Source organism: Melioribacter sp. Ez-97 (genome assembly GCF_051488665.1).
In the GTDB taxonomy this organism is placed as follows: domain Bacteria; phylum Bacteroidota; class Ignavibacteria; order Ignavibacteriales; family Melioribacteraceae; genus Melioribacter.
Map to the genome: position 1 here is coordinate 167,811 of NZ_JBPSEG010000001.1, position 22,700 is coordinate 190,510.

Annotated in this window: 19 protein-coding genes; 2 read left to right on the top strand and 17 right to left on the bottom strand. The window is 41.8% G+C overall.

Annotated elements, in window-relative coordinates; genetic code table 11:
- Nucleotides 1-86 precede the first annotated feature (86 nt).
- The 8 genes from ACSSWA_RS00725 to ACSSWA_RS00760 are packed head-to-tail and all read right to left on the bottom strand — an operon-like array spanning nt 87 to nt 7,073.
- Nucleotides 87-332: a hypothetical protein gene (locus ACSSWA_RS00725; protein ID WP_437354684.1), complete on the bottom strand. Its 246-nt coding sequence runs from the start codon at nt 330-332 to the stop codon at nt 87-89.
- On the bottom strand, nt 289-1,389 hold the full coding sequence (locus ACSSWA_RS00730) for a protein-glutamate methylesterase/protein-glutamine glutaminase (RefSeq protein ID WP_437354685.1): 1,101 nt from the start codon (nt 1,387-1,389) through the stop codon (nt 289-291). Before ACSSWA_RS00730 ends, ACSSWA_RS00725 begins: the two co-directional genes overlap by 44 nt.
- On the bottom strand, nt 1,382-3,208 hold the full coding sequence (locus tag ACSSWA_RS00735) for a chemotaxis protein CheA (RefSeq protein ID WP_437354686.1): 1,827 nt from the start codon (nt 3,206-3,208) through the stop codon (nt 1,382-1,384). The genes ACSSWA_RS00730 and ACSSWA_RS00735 overlap by 8 nt, the downstream gene beginning before the upstream one ends.
- Nucleotides 3,201-3,989, bottom strand: coding sequence for a protein phosphatase CheZ (locus ACSSWA_RS00740; protein ID WP_437354687.1), 789 nt, complete (start codon nt 3,987-3,989; stop codon nt 3,201-3,203). Before ACSSWA_RS00740 ends, ACSSWA_RS00735 begins: the two co-directional genes overlap by 8 nt.
- 13 nt (nt 3,990-4,002) lie before the next feature.
- A complete protein-coding gene (locus ACSSWA_RS00745) occupies nt 4,003-4,380 on the bottom strand; it encodes a response regulator (protein WP_014856783.1) in 378 nt (125 codons plus the stop codon).
- 11 nt (nt 4,381-4,391) lie between these two features.
- Complete coding sequence (locus ACSSWA_RS00750) at nt 4,392-4,757, bottom strand: response regulator (protein WP_014856782.1); 366 nt, start codon at nt 4,755-4,757, stop codon at nt 4,392-4,394.
- An 8-nt stretch (nt 4,758-4,765) separates the two neighbouring features.
- A complete protein-coding gene (locus ACSSWA_RS00755) occupies nt 4,766-5,683 on the bottom strand; it encodes a CheR family methyltransferase (RefSeq protein ID WP_437354688.1) in 918 nt (305 codons plus the stop codon).
- A gap of 10 nt (nt 5,684-5,693) precedes the next feature.
- A complete protein-coding gene (locus ACSSWA_RS00760; RefSeq protein ID WP_437354689.1) occupies nt 5,694-7,073 on the bottom strand; it encodes a hypothetical protein in 1,380 nt (459 codons plus the stop codon).
- Nucleotides 7,074-7,438: 365 nt separating this feature from the next.
- Between ACSSWA_RS00760 and ACSSWA_RS00765 the strand changes: the two genes are divergently transcribed.
- Both ACSSWA_RS00765 and ACSSWA_RS00770 read left to right on the top strand, forming a co-directional pair.
- The gene (locus ACSSWA_RS00765; RefSeq protein WP_437354690.1) at nt 7,439-8,641 is read left to right on the top strand and encodes a sensor histidine kinase; all 1,203 of its coding nucleotides are present in this window, start codon (nt 7,439-7,441) and stop codon (nt 8,639-8,641) included.
- Between the two features lie 14 nt (nt 8,642-8,655).
- Nucleotides 8,656-10,614 (top strand): PAS domain S-box protein, encoded by a 1,959-nt coding sequence (locus ACSSWA_RS00770; protein ID WP_437354691.1) that lies wholly within the window; start codon nt 8,656-8,658, stop codon nt 10,612-10,614.
- A gap of 97 nt (nt 10,615-10,711) precedes the next feature.
- Here ACSSWA_RS00770 and ACSSWA_RS00775 read toward each other — a convergent pair whose 3' ends face one another.
- From ACSSWA_RS00775 to ACSSWA_RS00815, 9 genes are all read right to left on the bottom strand, one after another.
- Nucleotides 10,712-11,698: an RluA family pseudouridine synthase gene (locus ACSSWA_RS00775; RefSeq protein WP_437354692.1), complete on the bottom strand. Its 987-nt coding sequence runs from the start codon at nt 11,696-11,698 to the stop codon at nt 10,712-10,714.
- A complete protein-coding gene (gene lspA / locus ACSSWA_RS00780) occupies nt 11,667-12,323 on the bottom strand; it encodes a signal peptidase II (RefSeq protein ID WP_437354693.1) in 657 nt (218 codons plus the stop codon). Before lspA ends, ACSSWA_RS00775 begins: the two co-directional genes overlap by 32 nt.
- Before the next feature lie 15 nt (nt 12,324-12,338).
- Nucleotides 12,339-13,043: a TraR/DksA family transcriptional regulator gene (locus ACSSWA_RS00785; protein WP_437354694.1), complete on the bottom strand. Its 705-nt coding sequence runs from the start codon at nt 13,041-13,043 to the stop codon at nt 12,339-12,341.
- Nucleotides 13,044-13,056: 13 nt separating this feature from the next.
- Nucleotides 13,057-16,248: an isoleucine--tRNA ligase gene (ileS, locus tag ACSSWA_RS00790; RefSeq protein WP_437354695.1), complete on the bottom strand. Its 3,192-nt coding sequence runs from the start codon at nt 16,246-16,248 to the stop codon at nt 13,057-13,059.
- Between the two features lie 27 nt (nt 16,249-16,275).
- The gene (locus tag ACSSWA_RS00795; RefSeq protein ID WP_437354696.1) at nt 16,276-16,890 is read right to left on the bottom strand and encodes a DivIVA domain-containing protein; all 615 of its coding nucleotides are present in this window, start codon (nt 16,888-16,890) and stop codon (nt 16,276-16,278) included.
- Entirely contained in the window at nt 16,887-17,708 is an 822-nt protein-coding gene (locus ACSSWA_RS00800) for a purine-nucleoside phosphorylase (RefSeq protein WP_437354697.1), read from the bottom strand. Before ACSSWA_RS00800 ends, ACSSWA_RS00795 begins: the two co-directional genes overlap by 4 nt.
- Nucleotides 17,705-18,259, bottom strand: a complete 555-nt coding sequence (locus ACSSWA_RS00805) for a DivIVA domain-containing protein (RefSeq protein ID WP_437354698.1) — start codon at nt 18,257-18,259, stop codon at nt 17,705-17,707. Before ACSSWA_RS00805 ends, ACSSWA_RS00800 begins: the two co-directional genes overlap by 4 nt.
- 1 nt (nt 18,260) lies before the next feature.
- Entirely contained in the window at nt 18,261-18,947 is a 687-nt protein-coding gene (locus ACSSWA_RS00810) for a YggS family pyridoxal phosphate-dependent enzyme (protein WP_437354699.1), read from the bottom strand.
- A gap of 148 nt (nt 18,948-19,095) precedes the next feature.
- Entirely contained in the window at nt 19,096-22,671 is a 3,576-nt protein-coding gene (locus tag ACSSWA_RS00815; protein WP_437354700.1) for a vitamin B12-dependent ribonucleotide reductase, read from the bottom strand.
- Nucleotides 22,672-22,700: the final 29 nt, after the last annotated feature.

Sequence of the window (22,700 nt, forward strand, 5' to 3'; positions counted from 1 at the left end):
AGTGCCATACTAAAAAGGCTCAAAAACGGGTGTTTTAAGTGATATGAAATAACAAAGGATGGCTAAAATTAGACAGTTGACAATTATTATTCATTATAATCGAGTATAACTGTTTTGGTTTGACCGCAGGAACAAACGAATTTGATTTCTTTGACAACGTCGTTAATATCCTTTTTCAAATAAATTTTTACGTCTTCGTTCTCGTCGTCTTCGACGGTAATCTTGGAATAGCCGTTTAATTTTACGTCTTTGGCTTTAATTAAATTACCCGATTTGGAGGATGTCATATTAAAGTCTTTCATTACTATATCTTCGAATTGATTCTTTTCCATTTACTAAAGCTCCGTTTATTATTTCTGGTATTTTTTCGAGCGGCAAAATTAAATCCGCCAGCCCCGAATCTACAATAGCTTTCGGCATTCCGTAGACTACGCAGGTCTCTTCGTCCTGCGCAATTGCAACGCCGCCTTTGGATTTCAGCAACCTGACGGCTTCGAGTCCGTCTTTGCCCATTCCGGTCATAATCACTCCGAGAGTGTTTTTGCCATAATGTTCGATTACGGAGGTCATTGTAACGTCGACCGAAGGGCGATGAAGTGTGCTAGCCGGTTCCGCTGTAATTTCTATTGCATAATTAAAGTTGCTTACTTTTTTCAATTTCATATGTTGACCGCCCGGAGCAATATAAACGACTCCGCCTCTGACCAATTCGCCGTTTTCGGCTTCTTTGACTTCGAGCGGCGAAAGTGAATTGAGACGGTCTGCCAGCGACTTTGTAAATTTAGGCGGCATATGCTGCACTATGAAAACCGGGACGCTTATATCGCCTGAAAATCTGGGTATGATTTTTTGGAGCGAAAGCGGACCTCCCGTCGAAATGCCGATCGATACGGCATGGTAATGTAACTTCGGCAGTTCTTTTTTCGTAGTATCAACCGGTTTTCTCTTTTCCAGATTGCGGATACGGTCCAACCGGGATGTAATAAGTTTATGTCTCGTTATCTCTTTGACTTTGGAAATCAGGTCTTCTTTTATTTTGCCGATATTGACGTTGACATACGAGAGTTCTTTCGGTATGAAGTCGACGGCTCCCAATTCCATCGCTTTGATTGTGGCTTCGGCTCCTTCTGTTGTCAAAGAACTTATCATTATAACAGAAGTCGGGGCGGTATCCATAATTTTTTTAAGAGCCGTTAAACCGTCCATAACCGGCATTTCAATATCCATCGTAACCAAGTCGGGTCGTAACTTTTGAGCCAATTCAACGCCTTCCTCGCCGTTACGCGCCGTTGCGACAACTTTAATAGAAGGATCGCTTTCAAGCATCAGGGAAATCGATTTTCTCATGAAAGCCGAATCGTCAACCACAAGAACCGAAATGTTATGCATCTAACCGTTTTTCCATTTTGTTGAATAATTCGTTAATGTCGAGGATAATCACAACAGTTCCGTCGCCCATAATCGTCGAACCTGCAATGCCGTCGATTTTACCGAGATAATTACCGAGCGATTTGATTACCACTTCCTGCTGACCGACAAGGTTATCCACTTTAATGCCGAACCTCTTTTCGGCAATACCGACTTCCACTATATACTGCCATTGTTTTTCCTTGCCGTTACCGTTGCCAGAGTGATTGATTAATTCGTCGAGTCCGACTATCGGAAGGACGGTATCTCTAAGATTTATTACCTCTTTGCCCCTGACTGTTTCTATTTGTTCTTTATTTACTCTGATTACTTCGATAACGGAATGAAGCGGGATTACCAATTTTTGACCGCATGCCTCTACAATCATACCGGATATGATTGCAAGCGTAAGGGGAAGTCGCAGAATAATCTTGGTACCCTTTCCCACCTCAGATTCAACCGCAATCGTACCTCTTAGTTTAGTAACGTTGGTCTTAACAACGTCCATTCCGACTCCGCGACCGGAAACATTGCTTACCTGTTCGGCGGTCGAAAAACCCGGGTGGAAAATCAAGTTATACGCTTCCTGTTTCGAAAGTTCTTTTGCCCTTTCCGGCGACAGGAATCCTTTTTTAATTGCCCTGTCTTTTATTACTTCGGGATCGATTCCTTTACCGTCGTCTTCGATTGTAATTACTATATTATTGCCTTCGTGTTCAGCCGATAGAATAACCGTTCCTTTGCGCGGTTTGCCCGCCGCTTCGCGCACTTCCGGTTTTTCGACTCCGTGATCTACCGAGTTACGAATCAAATGCACGAGAGGATCGTTAATTTCCTCAATCAGATTCTTATCGACTTCCGTATCCTCGCCGAAGATTTTCAGTTCGACTTCTTTATTCAACTCTTTACACAAATCCCTGACCAATCGCGGGAATCTGTTGAACACTTTGCCGATTTTGATCATTCTCAGTTTCATTACCACAAGCTGCAGCTCGGTGGTCATCAGATCGATTTGCTTGGTCGCGTCGGCGAGGTCTTTAGCATACCCGGTGCCTTCGTATTCGAGAGCAAACTGATTATTAACCTGAGTGAGCCTGTTGCGGCCCAGAACCAGTTCCGAAGCAATATTCAAAAGTGCGTCGAGGCGTTCAACTTCAACTCGAATAGTGTTGTCCGCTTTTTTAGTTTCCGTCTTGGGAGCCGATCTGGGCATTGCTACTTTTTTGGCTTGAACCGTCTCAGCCGGAGTCTCTTCTTTTGAAACGTTCTCCTCTGCGGCTTTATTATCTTTTACGGCTTGTTCAGCCGGTTGTTCCGCCGGCTCGCCCGATTCCTCTTTCTCCTTTTCGGAAGTTTTTGGCGCTTCTTGCGGGGAATCCGAACTTAATCCCGCCAGCAGATTTTGTAAAACATTAATAACATTTTCGACTTCTACGTCTTCGTTTTTATCGTTTTCGATTTTATCGAGCAATTCTTTGATAGTGTCGAAACCGAGGAGAATGCCGTCCATCAATTCGGTCGTAAGTTTGGCTTCTCCTTTTCTTAATTTATTCAGAATGTCTTCGCATTTATGAGTGACTTCCGGTAATTTTTCAAGACCTAAAAAGCCGGAGGTTCCTTTGACGGTATGAAAAGACCTGAAAATCTTGTTCAAGAGGTCAAGATCTTCGGGCGACTTTTCGAGTTCCATCAAGTCGACGTCGAGATTTTCAAGAATTTCTTTTGTCTCCAGCAAAAAGCTGTCGACAATTTCTTTCATCTCCGGGTCTACGAGCATTGGGTTTTGTGTTGTATCAGCCATTGTTCCGAAAAAGTTTGTCTATTTCTTCCTGTGAAGCTTTGCTGCCATTGTCGTTGTTTTGTTTTTTCGTTTGTTCTATAAGTTGATCTGCTACGGACTGATGACTCTGACTTCTGTCGTATTTGGCGTCCGGATTGAATGCTTTCGGATCAACTTTCGGAGCTTCGGTTTCGGGCAGAACAATTCCATCCTGCTTATTAAAATCGATTAGAAGCGAGGACAATTTCTCCTGAACGGAATGGATCAGATGATTAACCGAAGCGAGTTGCTGCGCGGTAATATCCTGAACCTGCAAAGATATTGTAATATTTGTGGCGTCCAATTCAATTTTATTTATCACTTCCTCGAGGGAAATAACTTTCTTCTCTAGTTCGTCGATGCTCAAATTTGATTTCAATTCGTCAAACTCGCCGTTTAATGCGGCAGCCTTTTGCGCAAAAGCGTCGAGCGCCACTCGTTGATTGAGAAAACCGTTTTTCAAATCGCTCAATTCGTTTTTTATCTTTATCATATCATTCGACATCGAATCGACAATGTCGAGAATTTCGCTTGTGGCAATTTCCGTTGCGCTCGTTACGCTGTTTATTTGATGAGCCGCTTTCGGAATTTTACTGGTTGTATCCTGAATCGAATTGTTTACATTTTCGAGAAGCGGGACAATATCGGTCATAAAATCGATTATCTTTTTGAATAGAGGGACAATTTTCTGACCGAAGATGAAGAATTGCTTCAGGTCCCCCAGTTTCTCGAATACCTGTTCCATACTGAGTTTGTTTTCCATTATATACCTCTGATTAAGCGCTGGCTAAAATTTGTTCTATTTTTTCGCGAAGTATTTGAGGAGTAAAAGGTTTGACAATATAATTGTTCACCTTAGCCTGCAATGCTTCGAGAATATCTTCTTTCAATCCCCTTGTAGTGACCATTAGAATCGGGATCGATTGTTTCTTTTCGTCGGAACGGATAGCTTTGACGAGTTCCAATCCCGAAACCTCGGGCATGTTCCAGTCGGTAATTACGAAATTGATTGTATCGTCGGAATTCAATTTCGTCAGAGCCTCTTTGCCGTCGCTGGCTTCGACGAAATTTTCGTACCCGATTGATTTGAGGGAATTTGCCACAATTCTCCTCATAGTTACTGAGTCGTCTACAACTAAGAATTTTAGTGCCATTTTTATTACTCCTAATTCAGATATTTTGAAACTTCGTATAAAACTCTTTTGGGGTCGAACGGTTTAATTAAATACGAATTTGCTCCGTATTCCAGACCGCGATGTATGTCTTCGCTGCTTCCCAAAGAAGACAGTACAATTATCGGAAGTTCTTTATACTCCTCGTTTTCCCGAATCGATTTAATTAACTGGAAACCGTCGATATTCGGCATATTAAGGTCTGTTATGAGCAGATCGATTTTATTGCCGGGCAATTTTTCCAGAGCCTCCATACCGTCGGCGCAGGCAATAATTTCGTAGCCTTTCGTGCTTAACGCCACGCTGACAAACTTTCTGATAGTAGGTGAATCGTCCGCTACCAATATTACTCGTTTCATTTATTTAACTACTCCTTTTTATATCCTACGGTTTTAGGGAAACTGACCAGCTTAAATGCTTTTGAAATTCCCTGTAACGTTTCGGAATATCCGATAAAAAGATATCCTCCGCGATTCAATGAATTATATAAATGAGAAACCACTTTTATTTTCGAAGCCGTATCGAAATAAATTAAGACGTTGGCGCAAAAAATCACATCAAATCCCGTCATCGTACGCATCATTATGTCGTCATAAAGATTCATTACTTTGAAAGAAACAAACTTTTTAATTTCGGGCGTTACCTCGTAAGAGTTGCCGTTGATCTTGAAATACTTTTTAAGATAATACGGCGGTATGTTCCGTATCGAATATTCTTTGTAAACTCCTTCTTTGGCAGTTTCCACAACGCTTGTGTTTATGTCGGTGCCGATAATTTCCAGAGTTACGTCGGGATATTTCGGTTGAATCAGATCGTGAAACACCATAGCGACCGAATAGGCTTCTTCGCCGGAAGAGCTCGCCGCGCTCCAGATTCTAATTTTATTTCTTTGATGCGGCAATAAACCGGGTTGAAACTTTTTATTGTTAATAATTTCCTGGAATATTTTCGACGCCATAGCGTCGAGCTGAGGCTGATTTCTGAAAAAGAAAGTTTCGTTGATTGTAATCGCTTCGTAGAAATATCTTTTTTCTTCGGGATTGGAATTCCGTTTAAGAAGCGAAAAATATTCTTCGAAACTGTTGAGCCCCAGATAATTTATGCGTCGTTGGAGTCTGCTTTCGAGAAGATATTTTTTGTTGTCCTGGAAATAGATTCCCGTACTTTCATATATATATTTCCGTATTTCCTGAAATAACGGAAGGGACATTGTCATTTGCTTAGGAAGCACGCTACCCAGGCTTTTTCTGAACTCCGATAATTTCAAATCCGATGACTGGTTCATAATTCTTTTTTCAATTAATAGTGGATTTTCTGTAATTAACAATTTCAGCGGCGCGCTCGCGCACCATTTCATCCTCGTCGTTCAACATTCTTGTAAGAGTTTCGGTCGAAGCGTCCACTTCGAGCAATTCGAGTATTTCTATCAGTCTCAATTTATTCCAGATATTTTCGTCCGCCACCATTGCGTCGATAAAAAGGAAAGCCGTTTCTACGTCGAGATAGAAAAGGATTTCCATGCTTGTGCGCCTGACCTCTTCGTCGGGATGATTCAGATAATTGCTTACCGCATGAAGTATGTTGCGTATCAACAACAAGGGGATCTTTTCTTTTTGCTCTTCGCTTATAGAAGATACGATCCCCATCAAAAGATTCATTATATGTTTTATGTTTTCGGGTTTCGAGTCGAGCAGATGCGGAATTTCCTCGAGAAAATATTCAATATTATTATATAATTTCTCGCGCACCATATCGTCGAGCTCGTAATCGTCGCCCAGGAATTTCAGACTTGCCAGCAGTATATCTTTATCGTTGAAAATCTTAATTAATGTGAGAGCTATCTTTTTGTGCTCGGAGCTGCCTTCGTTTAAAGTATACAAAAGAAGGCTCTTCATCTTGTCGTCGTACGGAATGTCGAGATTGAATTTTTCTTTAAGCTGATAAATGGAAGTAATTAAAGGCCAGACGAGCGGTCCGTGAATATTGGGAATTTGCTCCAATAAAAAGAAATAAGTATTGATATCTCCAATTGCGCCTAAACTTTCGAGTATCGAATATTTTGTAAGATCGTCTTCCATGTTGAATTTGGCAAGAAGAAAATCGAGGGCTTTTTGAGAGCCGATTTTACCGAGCGCTTCTACAATCGTCGGTTTATACAGTTCATTCCTTTCATAGAACAAAAGTAATATGTCGATCGATTCTTCGAACCGGACGTTTCCAAGCGCTTCGATACATGCAAGAATTACATTGTCGTTATCCGTTGCGCTGAGAACTTCCATTATATGATTGCCTGCAGAAGTATCTCCGATCAAACCGAGCAGGTCGATAATAAATTTCTGATCGTCGTCGTTTTTATCTTTATTGTATTCGATAAGAGGCTGTACCGACAAGCCGCCCAATTTTACCAATATTTCGCCGGCGAGATTCCGCACCGCTATATCTTCGGACGATATAAAAGGCGCAATATATTTCGGCGCTTTTTCGGGTCTTTTATTCAAAAGGAGCATTGTAGCCGCATTACGAACTCCTTTATCCTCATGCGCAATTAATCCGCAGATAAATTCCAGGTCGTCGTCCAGATTTTCTTTATCTACAAAGGAATAGAGTTCCTGAATGATATCGTCGGCGGATCTATTTTCGGGATTAACGGTTTGATTTTGAGTATCTTTTTCCATAGTTCTCTTATATTTTTTCTTCGGTTTATTTACACAAGAAATATGCCTGTTTTATAACCGTCTATTTTAACTCTTTTTAACCGATTTTATTTTCTGCAATGTCGAATATTAGCCAGCTGCTAAAAATTCTTCATTCTATTATCGAACTATTCGGCGAAAGTTTTAGCAAAAAAATGAATATATTTTGTCCGTTATTATTCATTTTCTTTTTCAAATAAAATTAAATAATTAAATATTTTTTTCGATAATAATATTGTGCATTAAATTCGGTTTGTGTTTACGGTACGGAATTGCCGAGCGTAAGTGAAAAATCCGGATTAATTGGCGGAAAAATCAGATAACTTTTTTATATTAGAATCACACTAATGGCGATTAATTCAAAAAATATCGATAACAGCCATCTTGAAACTTTATTTACTTTGCTTAACAGTTTCGACGTGGGATATTTTGTATCGGACAAAAGCGGCAATATAATCCACACAAACAGCTCTCTGTATAATCTGCTGAATATCGGATTCGATTCCGATGTTACTTCTCAAACGGACAAATTATTCGAGCACTTAAAAGAAAACTTCCTCAGCGGTTTAGTCAATATAGAACCCGTCGAAAAACTTAAATCGGAATTCACCCGTAATTTCAGCACGGTGTTGCCTGTAAAAGGGAGCGGTTTTATCAAAGTGGTTACTTATCCCCTTTCGGGATTGTCTCAGGAACTTAGACTCTGGGCATTTTTCGACATATCCGAAAAAGTCAGAGGCGGTTTATCTCTGCCGGGAAATTTACCCGCTATCAAAATTGAACAAAAAGAAGTTCAAAAAGATACGGCGGAAGAAGAGAACGTCGAAAAATTAATTGAAGAAAACAAAGAATTAAAAGAAGAATTAAATGCAAAAGATAAATTTATATCCGTTATTGCACACGATTTAAAAAGCCCGTTTCAGGGTTTGCTAGGGATATTCGATATTATTTCCGAAACCTTCGACGAATTGAATCCAGAAGAGCTGAGACGTTACCTCGGCTATGCGAAATCATCGGTTAAAAATCTCTATAACCTGGTCGACGAACTGCTCAATTGGTCGAGACTCTTACTCGGACAGGTCAAGGTCAATCCAGCCAAAATTAATGTGGCGGAAGTTTTTAACAATATAATCGAGCTAAACAAGCATGCGCTCAACAATAAGAACCTGACCGTTATAAATTATTTGTCCGACAATCTGATAGCGTACGCGGATGAAAATATGGCGCATACGGTCTTCAGGAATTTACTATCGAACGCCATTAAATTTTCCAGACGAGGCGGCGCAATTATTATCAACGGCAAAAGAACAAACGGCAGTATAGAAATTTCCGTAAGCGACCAGGGCATCGGAATGGATAAAGAAACTCAAGAGAAACTCTTCAAATTGGGCGAACAGGTAAATATGCTCGGCACCGAAAACGAACCCGGCTCGGGATTGGGTTTACTGTTATGTAAAGAGATGGTGGAACTTAACAACGGCAAAATCTGGTTTGAAAGCGAAGTCGATAAAGGAACCACATTCTATGTATCACTTCCCAAGGCGGAATAAACGGGACTTAATAGATGAATAATAATCTGTCAAAAATATTGGAATTATTCAGCAGTATGAAATCGACCGGAAATCTCGATTCCCTTTTACTCAATGCATTCGAAAATTCATTCGACGCAATCGTAATCTTAAAAGACAACACGATTGTTTATCACAATAGAATTTTTGCGCATACATTCGGCTACGCCGATAAAGACCGGCTTACCAACAAACCTTTTTCCGAATTTCTTCAGGATAAATGCGTCGACCGTTTCAAAGAAAAAATCGACGAATGCCGCAATTCTTCCAGCGAATTAAAAAACTATCACGTTAGAGGCGTTAAAAAAGATTTTACCGAATTCGACATAGAAATAAATTACAAAGCCATTCCTTTTGAAGAGCAAGTTTTCGATTTAATATTCATTAGAGATATAACCGAAAAGAAAAAAATTTCAGAACAAATTAATAAGCTTACGCGTATTGTAGACCAGAGTTCTTCGATAATAATCATAACCGACCTCGAAGGGAGAATAGAATATACAAATCCAAAATTTACCGAGATAACGGGTTACTTTTTCGAAGAAGTCTACGGCAAAAAAACGAGTTTGCTAAAATCGGGCTATACCGCCGATCACGTCTACAAAGACCTGTGGGAAAATATTTTGGCGGGAAGAGAATGGCGCGGCGAATTCAAAAACAAAAAGAAAAACGGCGAGTTCTATTGGGAATCAGTTACAATCTCCCCCATCCGTAACGAAGACGGCGAAATAACTAATTTCCTCGCTATCAAAGAAGACATAACAGAAAAGAAAGAGATGGAATTCGAACTCAAGAGAGCGCTCGACAGTTCCGAAGAAGCCAATCGCCTCAAATCCACTCTTCTTTCGAATATGAGTCACGAATTAAGAACTCCGCTGACCGGAATCATCGGATTTGCCAGTCTGCTTAGAGACGACCTTAATAATATCGACCAGGTTGAAATGGTCGATAAGATTTTGAAATCGGGCAAGCGGTTGTTAATAACGCTGAATTCGATTCTCAATTTATCGGAAATCGAATCCGGAACTATACCGATTAACATAACGGAATTCAATCTTGGCTCGTACACAAAATATTTCCTTACCAACTACAATAAAACCGCCGCGGAGAAATCGCTTTCGTTCGACATAAAAGTAATTAACCATAATATTAATGCCGTTGCCGACGAAAATTTATTCAAGCAAATTTTAATGCATATAGTCGACAATGCGCTCAAATTCACTCAAAAAGGCGGAGTAACGGTAGAAGTCGACGCCAGAAACGACTTTAATAATCAAACGCTGGCTGTCATCCGGGTAATCGATACCGGTATTGGAATTGCAAAAAACGACCAGGAAAAAATCTTCAGGGAGTTCCGCCAGATTAGCGAAGGCATACGAAGGAATTTCGAAGGGAGCGGACTCGGACTCGCTGTTGCAAAAAAGATGGCAAATTTGATGAACGGCGATATCAGCGTCGAAAGCGAACTCGGTAAAGGCTCGACTTTTACAATCACCCTGCCCGGATCATTCAACGGAATTGAAGACAAACCGACCGAGAAAGATAAGCGTATCCCGAATAAAGAAGAAATAATTCATTCCGGCGAAAACAAACCCAGAATTCTCAGTATCGAAGACAATATACTCAATGCGGAACTTGTCACTCTCTACCTTAAAGATATTTGCGAAGTCGATACAGCGTTCGATTATTACGAAGCGGTTGAGAAATTAAAACACGGCGCTTATACTGCAGTGCTTGTCGATATCAACCTCGGCAGCGGTCCTTCGGGGATCGATTTCGCTCGGGAAGTTAGAAAAAATCCCGATTATAACGATCTGCCTTTAATTGCAATTACCGGTTATGCCCTCCTGCGCGACGAGAAAAAACTTCTGAAAGAAGGTTTTGATTACTACATAGCAAAACCGTACGAGCAAGAAGACCTCCTTGAAATTATCTATACGGTGATTAAAAAGTAGATTTAAAAAGGAGGGGACCACAAAAATGTGGTCCTTAAAAAGATTGGTTTGTATGGTTCCTTAGGGCAATTTATTATCGTAAAATTTAATAAAAAGTTTAGCGCTGTGTTTTAAGTTTTTCTACAAGCCGTCGAAAATCTTCCGGAGGCTCCGAGTCAAAAAACACTTTCTCTTTAGTATGTGGATGAATAAATCCGAGCGTCTTAGCGTGCAGAGCCTGGCGTTCCATAATTTTCAATAAATTTTCGACTCTGCTTTTCATTTTCGGAAGCTCCGCACCGTAAACAATTTTCCTGCCGCCGTACGTAGGATCGCCGAAAACCGGGTGATGAATGTGAGACATATGGACTCTAATCTGATGTGTCCTACCCGTTTTCAATCTCAATTTGACCAGCGAAGCGAATTCGTATTCTTCAATTACTTCATAAAACGTATGAGCGTGCTTTCCATGGTTTTCGCTTACGGCAAATATTTTTCTATCCTTTGTAGAGCGGGCAATGTTTCCGACAACTTCGCCTTTTTTTTCTTTAAATATTCCCCAGCAAACAGCCCAGTATTCCCTTTCGATTGTATGAGCGGAAAATTGTTTTGCCAGCTGCGCGTGAGTCCATTCGTCTTTGGCAATTAAAAGCAGTCCGCTTGTGTTCTTATCCAGCCTGTGAACGATTCCCGGTCTTACGTTGTCGTTGAGTTGACTTAATTTATTGGTATAGCCCAAAAGAGCGTTTACAAGAGTTCCGCTGTAATTACCGAACGCCGGATGCGTAACCATCCCCGGCGGCTTATTAACGATTAATAAATACTCGTCTTCATAGACAATGTCGAGCGGAATTTCTTCGGGTATTGTTTCTTCCGGACGAGGAGGGATCGGAATCGTAACGTCGATTATATCTCCGGGATTTACCAGATAGTTCGATTTTACGCCCGCGCCGTTTACGAGCACAAGACCGGCTTTGATTAACTTCTGGACTTTTGATCGTGTGGAATGCTCGATTGAATTCGAAAGGAAAACGTCGATTCTTTCCTTTTTTTTGCCCGGAGGTATTTCAATTCTAATTTTCTTTTCCGTTACTATCCTGGACATCAGCCACAGAGACTTTTATTGTCGATAATTCATCAACTACCTTAGCGTTTTCATCCGGAACAGCGGTCTCGTTTTCGGGAGCGTCTTCCTTTACATTGCTGTGAAAGACAACCAACAAAATTACTCCGACGGTAACCGAGGCGTCGGCAATATTAAAAATCGGCCAGCGGTCGTACGTTCTTCCCAGGATTGTGAAATCAAAAAAATCGACGTTAAAAAAGTCGACAACTCTGCCGTAAAAAATCGGCGCATATCCGTAAATAACGCCGTAGAAAGTGCGGTCAATTAAATTTCCGATTGCCCCGCCGAGTATCAAGGCAAGCGCAACCCTTACGACAAGTTTTTGATGTTTCGATTTATACAAGTAATAAAAAATACCGATACTGGCAATTAACGAAAAAATTGAGAGCGCCAATTTTGCGCTGTCGTTGACGTCGATGCCGAACGCCAAACCGGGATTTTCAACAAATGTAATCTTAAAAAAGTCGCCTATTACGTTAATGCTTTCGCCGTACGACATACCTTCAAGATGAATATTCAAAAAAGGTATCGATATTCCCTTAACGATCAACTTTGTTATCTGGTCGACTATTATTACCGATAGTGTTACATAAAGCGCTTTCACTTAACATCCCGTCGATTATTTGGACTGCATTTTTTGTTTTACCTGCAAACAATGCTGCGTATGCGGAACGGCTTTAAGTCTTTCTTTCGGAATCAACGGACACGTAGGACAGAGATTTTGCGGCTCGTCGATGCACTCGATGCAGATCCCGTAAGTTCCGTTTTCGATTCTTTGCAAAGCTTCGTCGAGGTATCCCAAGAATTTATTTTCACGCTGCGCCCACAGGTAGAGCTTCTCTCTCTCCATGGCGTCGGTTCCCTGTTCAGCCATATGGAGAGAATAGGGCGAATTTTCGTTAACATACTGTCCCGTCGTAGGGTCCATCATTTGCTCTTTGAGCGCCTGAAGCTGCTCGATGATTTCATTTCTTTTTTCTATTATAATTTGTTTGAATTCTTCGAGTTCCGCTTTGGAATATCCCTGAATTTTCTTCATTTTTTTGGTTGGTGACATAACTTCTACTTTATTTTCAGACGCCACTTTTTTCTTCTCCGTTTTTTTCGGGGCTTTTTTCGATTTTGTTTCGGCAACTTTGGAAGACGCTTTCTTAGAAACGGTTGTTTTTTTGACTGTAGTTTTTTTAGCGGTTTTCGTTACAGCCTTTTTGCCGGCAGTTTTCTTTTTAGATGCAGCCGAAGCAGATTTTTTCGATTTAGCGCTCTTTGCAGTAGATTTTTTTGAAGCAGCAGCGCTCTTCTTTTGTGTCTGTTTCTTTGCCATGTTTCCTCCGTTACTAGGTTAATGCTTTTTCAATACCGATCTTGCACTTATAATCCCCCAGTTCCCATTCCTGGATATTACCGCCTTCGGAATTAAACATTATCGTATTTGCAAGAACTTCATTTGATATATAATCGCTGAAATCGCTCAAATATTTAATTAATTTACCGTCGCCGTCTACATGGAGATTAATTCTGTCGGTTACTTCGAAATCGAGGTCTTTCCTCATATTCTGAACTCTGTTGACGAATTCTCTTACATATCCTTCGGCAATAAGTTCCTCTGTCAGTTCTGTGTCGATTGCAACCGTTACTCCTTCTTCCGCTTCAACGAGCCAGCCTTCAATTTCGCTGCTGACAATTTCCACGTCTTCTCTGCCAACCGAAACTGTTTCGCCATCGACTTCAATCTCAACCGGCTCTCCTTTCTCAATACGCGCAATCTCTTCTTTATTAAGCTCTTTTATCTTTTCAGCCAGTTTCTTTACGAGTTTTCCGAATTTAGGACCGATAGCCTTGAAATTCGGTTTGGCGCTTTTGTTTACGATACCGGCGTCGTCTTCCAGGATTACCATTTCTTTAATATTAACTTCTTCCAAAACAACATCTTTCATTTTTGCGAGCGCTTCGCGTAAATCCTTATCCACATAGACCATCATCTTTTGCAACGGCTGACGCACTTTCAGATTATTTTTGGCTCTTATCGAACGCGCCAGATAAACCACTCTTTGAGCCACGTCCATTTTTGTTTCCAGTTCTTTATCCCTGTAGTCGGGTTTCGGATAGTATGCCAGGTGCACCGACTCGTAATCTTCTTTCTTGGTAACCGAATTCAAATTAAGATAAATTTCTTCTGCAATGAACGGAGCGAAAGGAGCGGTTAGTTTCGAAATTGTAAGCAGACATTCGTAAAGAGTTTGATATGCGGATAATTTATTCTTATTGATTTCCGATTTCCAGAACCGGCGCCTGTTTCTGCGCACGTACCAATTGGACAATTGATCGATAGTAAAATTAGATACCGCCCGCGCTGCTTTAGTGACGTCGTAGTCTTCCATATATCTTTCGTATTCTTCCACGAGCGCGTTCAATTTGGAAATAATCCATCTGTCGATTTCCGGTCTTTCTGCGTACGGTATCGTATCTTCTTTATACGTAAAATTATCGATGTTTGCATAAAGCGCAAAGAACGAATAGGTATTAACCAGAGTTCCGAAGAATTTCCTTTGCACTTCAACGATTCCGTCTTCGTCGAACAATGTCGGTTTCCACGGCGGACTTGTGGTAACCAAATACCAGCGGGTCGAATCAGCTCCGTATTTTTCGAATAATGCGAACGGATCGACTGTGTTTCCTCTCGACTTCGACATTTTAAGTCCGTTTTTGTCGAGCACCAGTTCGTTTACTATAACATTCTTAAAAGTAATGCTGTCAAAAAGCATAGTGCCGATTGCATGCAAAGTATAGAACCAGCCGCGCGTCTGATCGATCCCTTCGCAGATAAAATCCGCCGGGTAATTCTTTTCGAACAATTCTTTATTTTCAAACGGATAATGGAATTGCGCAAACGGCATGGCGCCGCTGTCGAACCAGACGTCGATCAGTTCCGGCGTTCTGGTATAAATTTTACCGTCTTTTTCGAATTTAATTTCGTCCACAAACGGTTTGTGCAAATCGATTTCATCTTCGGGTAAATCTTTTACGGCAATCCTCTTTCCGTCCCTTAGAACAAAGCCTTCTTTCAATTCCGCGATCGATCCGACGGCAAACATATCCCCGTCTTCGTTTACCCATATGGGAAGCGGAGTTCCCCAATATCTGTCTCTCGAGAGCGACCAATCCTTGTTTTCTTCGAGCCAGTTTCCGAATCTGCCGGCTCCGACTTCCGGCGGATGCCAATTGATGGTTTTATTGAGTTCGATCATTCTTTGAGCCACTTGTGTGGTCCTGATATACCAGCTGTCCCGCGCATAATAGATTAAAGGATTGTCGCATCGCCAGCAATGCGGGTAGGAGTGAAGATAATCGGTAGTCGCTCTGTAAATCAATCCCCTTTCCTTGAGGTTTCTTATGATATCGGGATCGACTCCTTTTTCTTCGTGAGTTTCGAATTTGATTGACTTGATTAATCTGCCCGCAAAATCCGTAACCTCATCGGTAAAGCGTCCGTTTTTTGTTACCGGTTGAATGAAAGGCAGATCGTATTTCATAGAAACTTCGTAGTCGTCTGCGCCGAATGCCGGGGCAATGTGCACTACTCCGGAACCGTCTTCGGTGCTTACAAAATCGCCGGATACGATATACCATGCCCGTTTATTAACTTTTATGTAATCGAATAACGGCACATATTCCCTGCCGAGCAGGTCTTTCCCTTTCAGTTCTTCCAGTATTTCGTAATCTTCAGTAATAACGGACAGACGGGCTTTTGCCAGATAGAGCGTCCCGTGATTTTCGGTTTTAATCTTCACATAATCGATATCCTCTCCGACTGCGAGAGCCACGTTAGAAATTAACGTCCACGGCGTTGTCGTCCATACCAGAACCGATGCGTCCTCGTCTTTCAATTTAAATTTGACATAAACGTTCGGGTCGCGAACTTCTTTGTATCCCAAAGCAAGCTCGTGCGAAGACAATGGGGTCTCGCAGTGAGGGCATTGCGGAACTATCTTAAAACCTTTATAAATCAATCCCTTTTTGAAATATTCGGATAACGCCCACCAAACCGATTCGATATATTCGTTCGTGCATGTAATGTACGGATCGTCGAGATTTATCCAGTAGCCCATTCTTTCGGTTAATGTGCGCCACCCTTCTTTCATTTCGATGTGATGGTAAACGAGCTCTTTAGCTTTTTTATTGAATTTACCTACGCCGTATTTTTCGATATCCGATTTTTGAGTAAACCCGAGGTCTTTTTCGAGAGCAATTTCGATAGGAAGTCCGTGAGTATCCCATCCGGCTTTACGCTGAATGCGAAAACCTTTCATCGTTTTATAACGACACACGAGGTCTTTCAGAGTTCGAGCCATTACGTGATGTATGCCGGGTTTCCCGTTTACCGTAGGAGGTCCTTCGTAAAACGTAAAATGAGAATTTGCGTCTCTTGTTTCGATACTCTTTTCGAATATTTTGTTCTTCTGCCAGAACTTCAGAATTTCTTCTTCGATTTTTGGGTAACTTATTTTTTCGTCAAATTGTTTGAACATCTCAATATCTCTATAATTTATGAGTAACTATTCTTCCGATTCGTATTTTTTTATTAATTCTTTTTCTGCGGCAATTAATTCTTTCAGCTGCATTTCGAGCTGACTTTTCCGGTTTATTATTTCGTCGGCTGTTTTTTGCGCTTCGTAAATTATTTTATCGGCGCCGATTTTAGCTTCGTCAATAATAATGTTCGCTTCCCTTTTAGCCGACTCAAGCAGATTTTTAATTTCGTCGCGGCTTTTCGGGGCGTTTACTTTGTCGCGCTGCAATATTAAAAGTTCGCACGTTACCATTCCGAACAACGCCATCGAACCCAGCATTACGTTTCTCAATAAATAGAGGATCATATTCTCAACGAGCAGATCGTTCAATCCGAAATATTCCCTGAACATAGTTATCATTACAACGCTTACAAACGAAACGGAAATTATCACCGCAAAAATTACTTTGCCTCCGTGATTATAACCGAGCGTTTTATTAATAAGCCATCCGCAAACAAATGCAAAAAGCGAGAGAAGGAACCAGACGGAAAAATCCTGATAACCCGATTTGAATATCTCGGTGCTTAAAAAATCGGACGCAAAAATAATCACAGCCAGCAAGCCCGGCGTGGCGTAATAGATATTTTTCCTCTCGGTCATAAAGCCTGAATCACTTCTTTCATTATCAATGTCATTTTCGGTTCCGCTTCGTTTGCGGCTTCGAGTATTTCGTTTAAGGATACCGGTTTAAGCGCGTCGGGAAAACACTCGTCGGTAATTATACTGATGCCGAGAACTTTCATCCCCATATGATTAGCCACAATATTTTCCGGAACGGTCGACATGCCGACTACATCGGCGCCGATAGTTCTCAAAAATCTGTATTCGGCTCTGGTTTCCAGATTCGGTCCCGGCACCGCCACATAAACGCCTTTTTGAATGCGTATTTTATTTCTTAAAGCCGCTTCTTCTGCCAATGTTATCAATTCCCGGCTGTAAGGCTCGCTCATGTCGGGGAATCTCGGTCCCAGGTCGTCCTCATTTGGACCGATCAAAGGATTGTCGCCAAGCAAATTGATATGGTCGACAATCAGCATTATATCCCCTCTTCTGTAGAGCGGATTCATGCCTCCGCAGGCGTTGGATACCATCAAATATTTAACGCCGAGAAATTTCATTACACGGACGGGATAAGTGATTTGCTTCATGGAATATCCCTCGTAATAATGAAATCTTCCCTGCATTGCAACAACGTTTTTATCGCCGATCTTACCAAATATTAATTTACCCTGGTGCGACTCGACAGTCGAAAGCGGGAAGTGCGGAAGTTCGCCGTAGTCAATCGTGTGTTCCACCTCGATCTCTTTAACCAAACCGCCCAGTCCCGTTCCCAAAATAATTCCGATTTCATAATTTTTGTCGGTGTACTTTCTGATGACGCTCAAAGTTTCGTTAATGTTTTCGATCAGTTTGCTCATAACAATTTCTCCAAAATATCGTCCACATTAATATCCGATTGTTCTTCTTTGGATGATTCGGCGATTGCCGTTTTTTTAACTTTAACGTCCGGCATTGTTTTATTTTTATCGGTAATTATTTCTATCAGATTGGACTGCGTATCCACCATAGCTTTTAATTTTGCAATCAATAATTTCTTTTCCTCTCTCAGTTTAATGACGGCTTCTCGTAAAGCATCGGCGCTTTCTTTGGCTTTTTCGACAATTTGAGCCGCCTTAATTTCGGCTTCTTTTATCATCAAAGCGGTTTGCTTCTTGGTAGAATCGACGGCTTTCGAAGTTGTTTCCGTAGCGCTAAGGAGAGCCGATTGCAAATTCTTCTCGATCTTTTTGTACTCTGCCAATTGTTCTTCTTTCGACTCAATTTCTTTAAGCAATCTTTCGTTTTCATTCGATATTCTCTCGAATTCGTCAGCCAGCCGTTCCAAGAACGCCTTGACTTCGTCCCGGTCGTATCCTCTTACGGATTTATTGAATTCCTGGTTCTTTATGCCGTACGGAGTAAACTTCATTTCAGTTACCCCTTTCTCCGAAAATTGCCGTTCCGATACGTATCATCGTAGCGCCTTCTTCGATTGCTATCTCAAAATCACCCGTCATACCCATCGATAATTCAGTCATTTCAAATCCGTCTTGCTTCAATTTATCTTTTAAATTTCTCAAATTTATAAACGCATTTCTGACAATATTTTCGTCGTCCACAAAAGGAGCGATAGTCATCAATCCCATAAGTTTTAAGTTTGCGGAGTTTTTGCAAAATTCCGCCACTCTATAAATTTCTTCGATATCGGTCAATCCGAATTTCGAAACTTCCTCGGAAGTTTTGATTTCCAGCAGAACTTTCTGGATTTTCGATATTTTCTCAGCTCTTTTTTCGATTTCTTCAGCAAGTTTCAAAGAATCGACCGAGTGTATATATTCGGCTTTGTCGATAACATACTTAACTTTATTTGTCTGAAGATGACCGATAAAATGCCATTCGATATCCTGATAGTCCGAAAGCGTTTCCGCTTTTTGTTTCAATTCCTGGGCTTTATTTTCGCCGAATACTTTAAGTCCGGCTCTGTAAGCCTCAAGTATCCTTTCGGTCGAAACTGTTTTCGATACGCCGATTAATTTAATTTCCGTTGAACTTCGTCCGCAACGACTGCACGCCTTATCGATTTTATCGAGTATATTTTTAATATTATCGGCTATCATAATTCCAAATCAAGATTGAAAAACTATCCCTTTTAGGATAAAAAGTCAATTAAAATGGACAGAATTAAAAAGAACAGAGCAAATATAAAAAAACCCGGCGATTCCGTAATAAAATAAAAAAAGGGGGCTGCGCCCCCTCTACTTAAAATCAACTGCAGCCGGTGGTAGCGCCGCATGTGGTGCATTTCAAGCATGTGCCGTTACGAACCATTGTCATGCTCTGGCACTCCGGACAGATATCCCCCGTGTATCCCTGTTCTCTCGCTTTGGCAACGGGGTCGTTGCGGGAAATCATTTTAATTTTGGATTCGTTCGAAGACGACGTCCACTTTCCGTTGTCTTTATCGGAATCTTTGTCGAGTTCCACCATTCTCTCGCTTACGACCTCTTCGTCTACAAAATCGGTTTCAACTACAGTACGGCACGATGCTGCCGATTGTTTCCGTTTACCCGAAACTTCTTCCTCGTCAACGTGAGCCAGGTCGTTTCTGCCGAGATAAGTTACCGCAAGCTCTCTGAAGATATAGTCGATAACGGAAGTAGCCATTTTAATTCTTCGATGACCGGTAACAATGCCGCTCGGTTCGAAACGAGTGAATACAAACGCGTCAACGAATTCTTCGAGGGGCACGCCGTGCTGCAGTCCGAGCGAAATCGAAATGGCGAAACAATTCAAAAGGCTCCTGAAAGCGGCTCCCTCTTTGTGCATATCGATAAAGATTTCGCCTAATTGTCCGTTTTCGTATTCTCCGGTGCGGAGATAAACCGATTGACCGTTAATTTTCACTTTCTGAGTATAACCGGTTCTTCTGTCGGGGAGTCTCCTTCTTTTGGCAATGTATCTGTGAATGATTTTTTCCGCAATCTTAACAATATCGTTTTCCTCTTTCTTTTCGAGGATTTCCTCGATTTCTTCTTCTGTCATTGTATTGAGAGGCTGAGAAAGTTTGGAGCCGTCCCGGTAGAGAGCGTTTGCTTTGCAACCGAGCTTCCACGACATCATGTAAGCGTTTTTGATGTCTTCAATTTCAGCCGAATTCGGCAGATTAATCGTTTTGGAAATTGCGCCTGAAATGAAGGGCTGAGCCGCAGCCATCATTCTTATATGAGCTTCAGGCTTGATAAACCGCGTTCCCCTTTTGCCGCATTTATTTGCGCAGTCGAAAACAGGATAGTGCTCGTATTTCAGGAACGGGGCGCCTTCGATTGTCATCGTACCGCAAACGTAATCGTTGGCTGCCGAAATTTCTTCCCGCGTAAATCCGAGTTCAGTCAATAAATCGAATTCGATGTCGTTAATTTGTTCCTCTGTAAAACCGAGTTGTTCTTTTAAGAACTTTTCACCGAGTGTATATTTATTGAATGCGAAACTAAGTTCAAAGACCGTCGGAAGAATATTTTCGATTTTATTCAGTATTTCGTCGGTAAAGCCTTTGGCTTTCAAGGATTCATGATTGATATAAGGACAACCTTCAAGAGTGCCCGACCCTTTGGCATATTTTACAATTTCTTTTATCTGGTCTTCGTTATACCCGAGTTTTCTGAGAGCCGGGGGAATCGATTGATTTATAATTTTGAAATAACCGCCGCCGGCGAGTTTTTTGAATTTAACCAGGGCAAAATCGGGCTCGATACCGGTAGTATCGCAATCCATTACCAGACCGATTGTGCCGGTGGGAGCAATAACCGTAACCTGAGCGTTTCTGAAGCCGTATTTTTCTCCCAAATTCAAAGCCATATCAGCATCCTGGCGGGCTGCTTTCAGTAAATCGGAAGGACAATATTCAGGGTCGATTCCCATCGGAATAATCGAAAGTCCTTCGTATTCTTTTGCCGGAACGTTATAAGCTGCGCGATGATGATTTCTAATTACTCTCAGCATATGTTCTTTGTTTTCGGAATAACGCGGGAAAGTTCCCAGTTCTTTCGCCATTTCCGCCGACGTTGCATATGCGTGCATATGCATGATGGCGGTCAGCGCGCCTGTAATAGCCGTAGCTTCTTTGCTGTCGTACGGAATTCCCTGCCGCATCAATAAAGAACCGAGATTAGCGTATCCGAGTCCGAGCGTTCTGAATTCATAGCTGTTCTGAGCTACTTCTTTGCTCGGATATTGAGCCATTAACACGCTTATTTCAAGAACAATTGTCCATAGCCTTACCGCATGCCGATAAGCTTCTATATTAAATTTGTGTTCTTTTTCGTTGTAGAAACGGACAAGATTCAAAGAAGCCAGATTACAAGCCGTATCGTCAAGGAACATATATTCGCTGCACGGATTGGAAGCTCTAATCCTTCCGCTTTGAGGACACGTATGCCATTCGTTAATAGTAGTGTCGAATTGCAAACCGGGATCGGCGCACGACCATGCGGCATATGCAATCTGATCCCACAGGTCTCTTGCCTTCAAAGTTTTGCAGGCAACGGGTTTTCTGCCTTCTTTGGCGGCGTTCTTTTTTTCCGTACGCCAATAAAGATTCCAATCGTCGTCGTTCAAAACCGCCTTCATAAATTCGTTCGAAACGCGGACTGAATTATTCGAATTTTGTCCGGAAACGGTAGCGTACGCTTCCGAATTCCAGTCGGTGTCGTAAACGGGAAATTCGATGGAACGGAAGCCCATTTTAGCCAGTTTGATAACGCGGTCGATGTAATTTTCGGGAACTTTTGCCCTTCGCGCTTCGATGACAGCTTTTCTTAATTTTTGATTCGTTCTCTTATTGAAACGGTCGTTTTCGGGATGTTCCTCGTAGCAGGCTTTCATTATATTATTCAAATGGAAATTGCATAACTTCGAACCTGAGACCAAAGCGGCTACTTTTTGTTCTTCTACGACTTTCCAGTTAATATATTCTTCAATGTCGGGATGGTCGATATCGAGAGTTACCATCTTGGCAGCTCGGCGCGTAGTTCCGCCGGATTTAATGGCTCCCGCCGAGCGGTCGCCAATTTTAAGGAAAGACATCAAACCCGACGACTTGCCGCCTCCGCTCAAAGGCTCGTTTGCACCTCTGATATCGGAAAAATTTGTGCCGGTGCCCGAGCCGTATTTGAAGAGGCGGGCTTCGCGCACCCATAAATCCATTATTCCGCCTTCGTTGACGAGATCGTCTTTAATCGACTGAATAAAGCATGCGTGCGGCTGTGGATGCGTATATGCGTCTTCGGATTGTTTTAACTCGCCCGTCTGAAAATCGAGATAATAATGTCCTTGAGCGGGTCCGTTGATGCCGTAAGCCCAGTTCAATCCCGTATTAAACCATTGAGGCGAATTCGGGGCGGCATATTGTTTTGCCAGCATAAAAGCGAGTTCGTCGTAAAATGCTTTAGCATCCTGCTCGGTATCGAAATATTTGGCTTTCCAGCCCCAGTATGTCCAGGTTCCGGCAAGACGATGAAATACCTGGCGAGCGTCGGTTTCAGACGTATATCTGTCTTTTTCGGGCAACTCGCTCAATTTCGGATCGGGAGCCGACGGCTGAAGCCATTTGGGAACTCCTTCTTCCTTAACTTTTTTGAGTAATTTGGGAATTCCCGCTTTTCTGAAATATTTTTGGGCTATTATATCGGTAGCTACCTGCGACCATTCTTTGGGCACGGTCACTTCTTCCATACGGAAGACAATGGAACCGTCCGGATTTTTAATTTCGGAGGTTCTCTTAACAAATTCTATCGATTCAAAAGGGTCCTTGCCCTCGACTGTAAATATACGATTAACCTTCATTTAGTTCTCCAATCAATTGGTGAACGAAA

Bases quoted from the DNA above. Each gene is read 5' to 3' on its own strand.
- ACSSWA_RS00725 (WP_437354684.1), bottom strand. From the start codon at position 332: ATGGAAAAGAATCAATTCGAAGATATAGTAATGAAAGACTTTAATATG.
- ACSSWA_RS00730 (WP_437354685.1), bottom strand. From the start codon at position 1,389: ATGCATAACATTTCGGTTCTTGTGGTTGACGATTCGGCTTTCATGAGA.
- ACSSWA_RS00735 (WP_437354686.1), bottom strand. From the start codon at position 3,208: ATGGCTGATACAACACAAAACCCAATGCTCGTAGACCCGGAGATGAAA.
- ACSSWA_RS00740 (WP_437354687.1), bottom strand. From the start codon at position 3,989: ATGGAAAACAAACTCAGTATGGAACAGGTATTCGAGAAACTGGGGGAC.
- ACSSWA_RS00745 (WP_014856783.1), bottom strand. From the start codon at position 4,380: ATGGCACTAAAATTCTTAGTTGTAGACGACTCAGTAACTATGAGGAGA.
- ACSSWA_RS00750 (WP_014856782.1), bottom strand. From the start codon at position 4,757: ATGAAACGAGTAATATTGGTAGCGGACGATTCACCTACTATCAGAAAG.
- ACSSWA_RS00755 (WP_437354688.1), bottom strand. From the start codon at position 5,683: ATGAACCAGTCATCGGATTTGAAATTATCGGAGTTCAGAAAAAGCCTG.
- ACSSWA_RS00760 (WP_437354689.1), bottom strand. From the start codon at position 7,073: ATGGAAAAAGATACTCAAAATCAAACCGTTAATCCCGAAAATAGATCC.
- ACSSWA_RS00765 (WP_437354690.1), top strand. From the start codon at position 7,439: ATGGCGATTAATTCAAAAAATATCGATAACAGCCATCTTGAAACTTTA.
- ACSSWA_RS00770 (WP_437354691.1), top strand. From the start codon at position 8,656: ATGAATAATAATCTGTCAAAAATATTGGAATTATTCAGCAGTATGAAA.
- ACSSWA_RS00775 (WP_437354692.1), bottom strand. From the start codon at position 11,698: ATGTCCAGGATAGTAACGGAAAAGAAAATTAGAATTGAAATACCTCCG.
- ACSSWA_RS00785 (WP_437354694.1), bottom strand. From the start codon at position 13,043: ATGGCAAAGAAACAGACACAAAAGAAGAGCGCTGCTGCTTCAAAAAAA.
- ileS (WP_437354695.1), bottom strand. From the start codon at position 16,248: ATGTTCAAACAATTTGACGAAAAAATAAGTTACCCAAAAATCGAAGAA.
- ACSSWA_RS00795 (WP_437354696.1), bottom strand. From the start codon at position 16,890: ATGACCGAGAGGAAAAATATCTATTACGCCACGCCGGGCTTGCTGGCT.
- ACSSWA_RS00800 (WP_437354697.1), bottom strand. From the start codon at position 17,708: ATGAGCAAACTGATCGAAAACATTAACGAAACTTTGAGCGTCATCAGA.
- ACSSWA_RS00805 (WP_437354698.1), bottom strand. From the start codon at position 18,259: ATGAAGTTTACTCCGTACGGCATAAAGAACCAGGAATTCAATAAATCC.
- ACSSWA_RS00810 (WP_437354699.1), bottom strand. From the start codon at position 18,947: ATGATAGCCGATAATATTAAAAATATACTCGATAAAATCGATAAGGCG.
- ACSSWA_RS00815 (WP_437354700.1), bottom strand. From the start codon at position 22,671: ATGAAGGTTAATCGTATATTTACAGTCGAGGGCAAGGACCCTTTTGAA.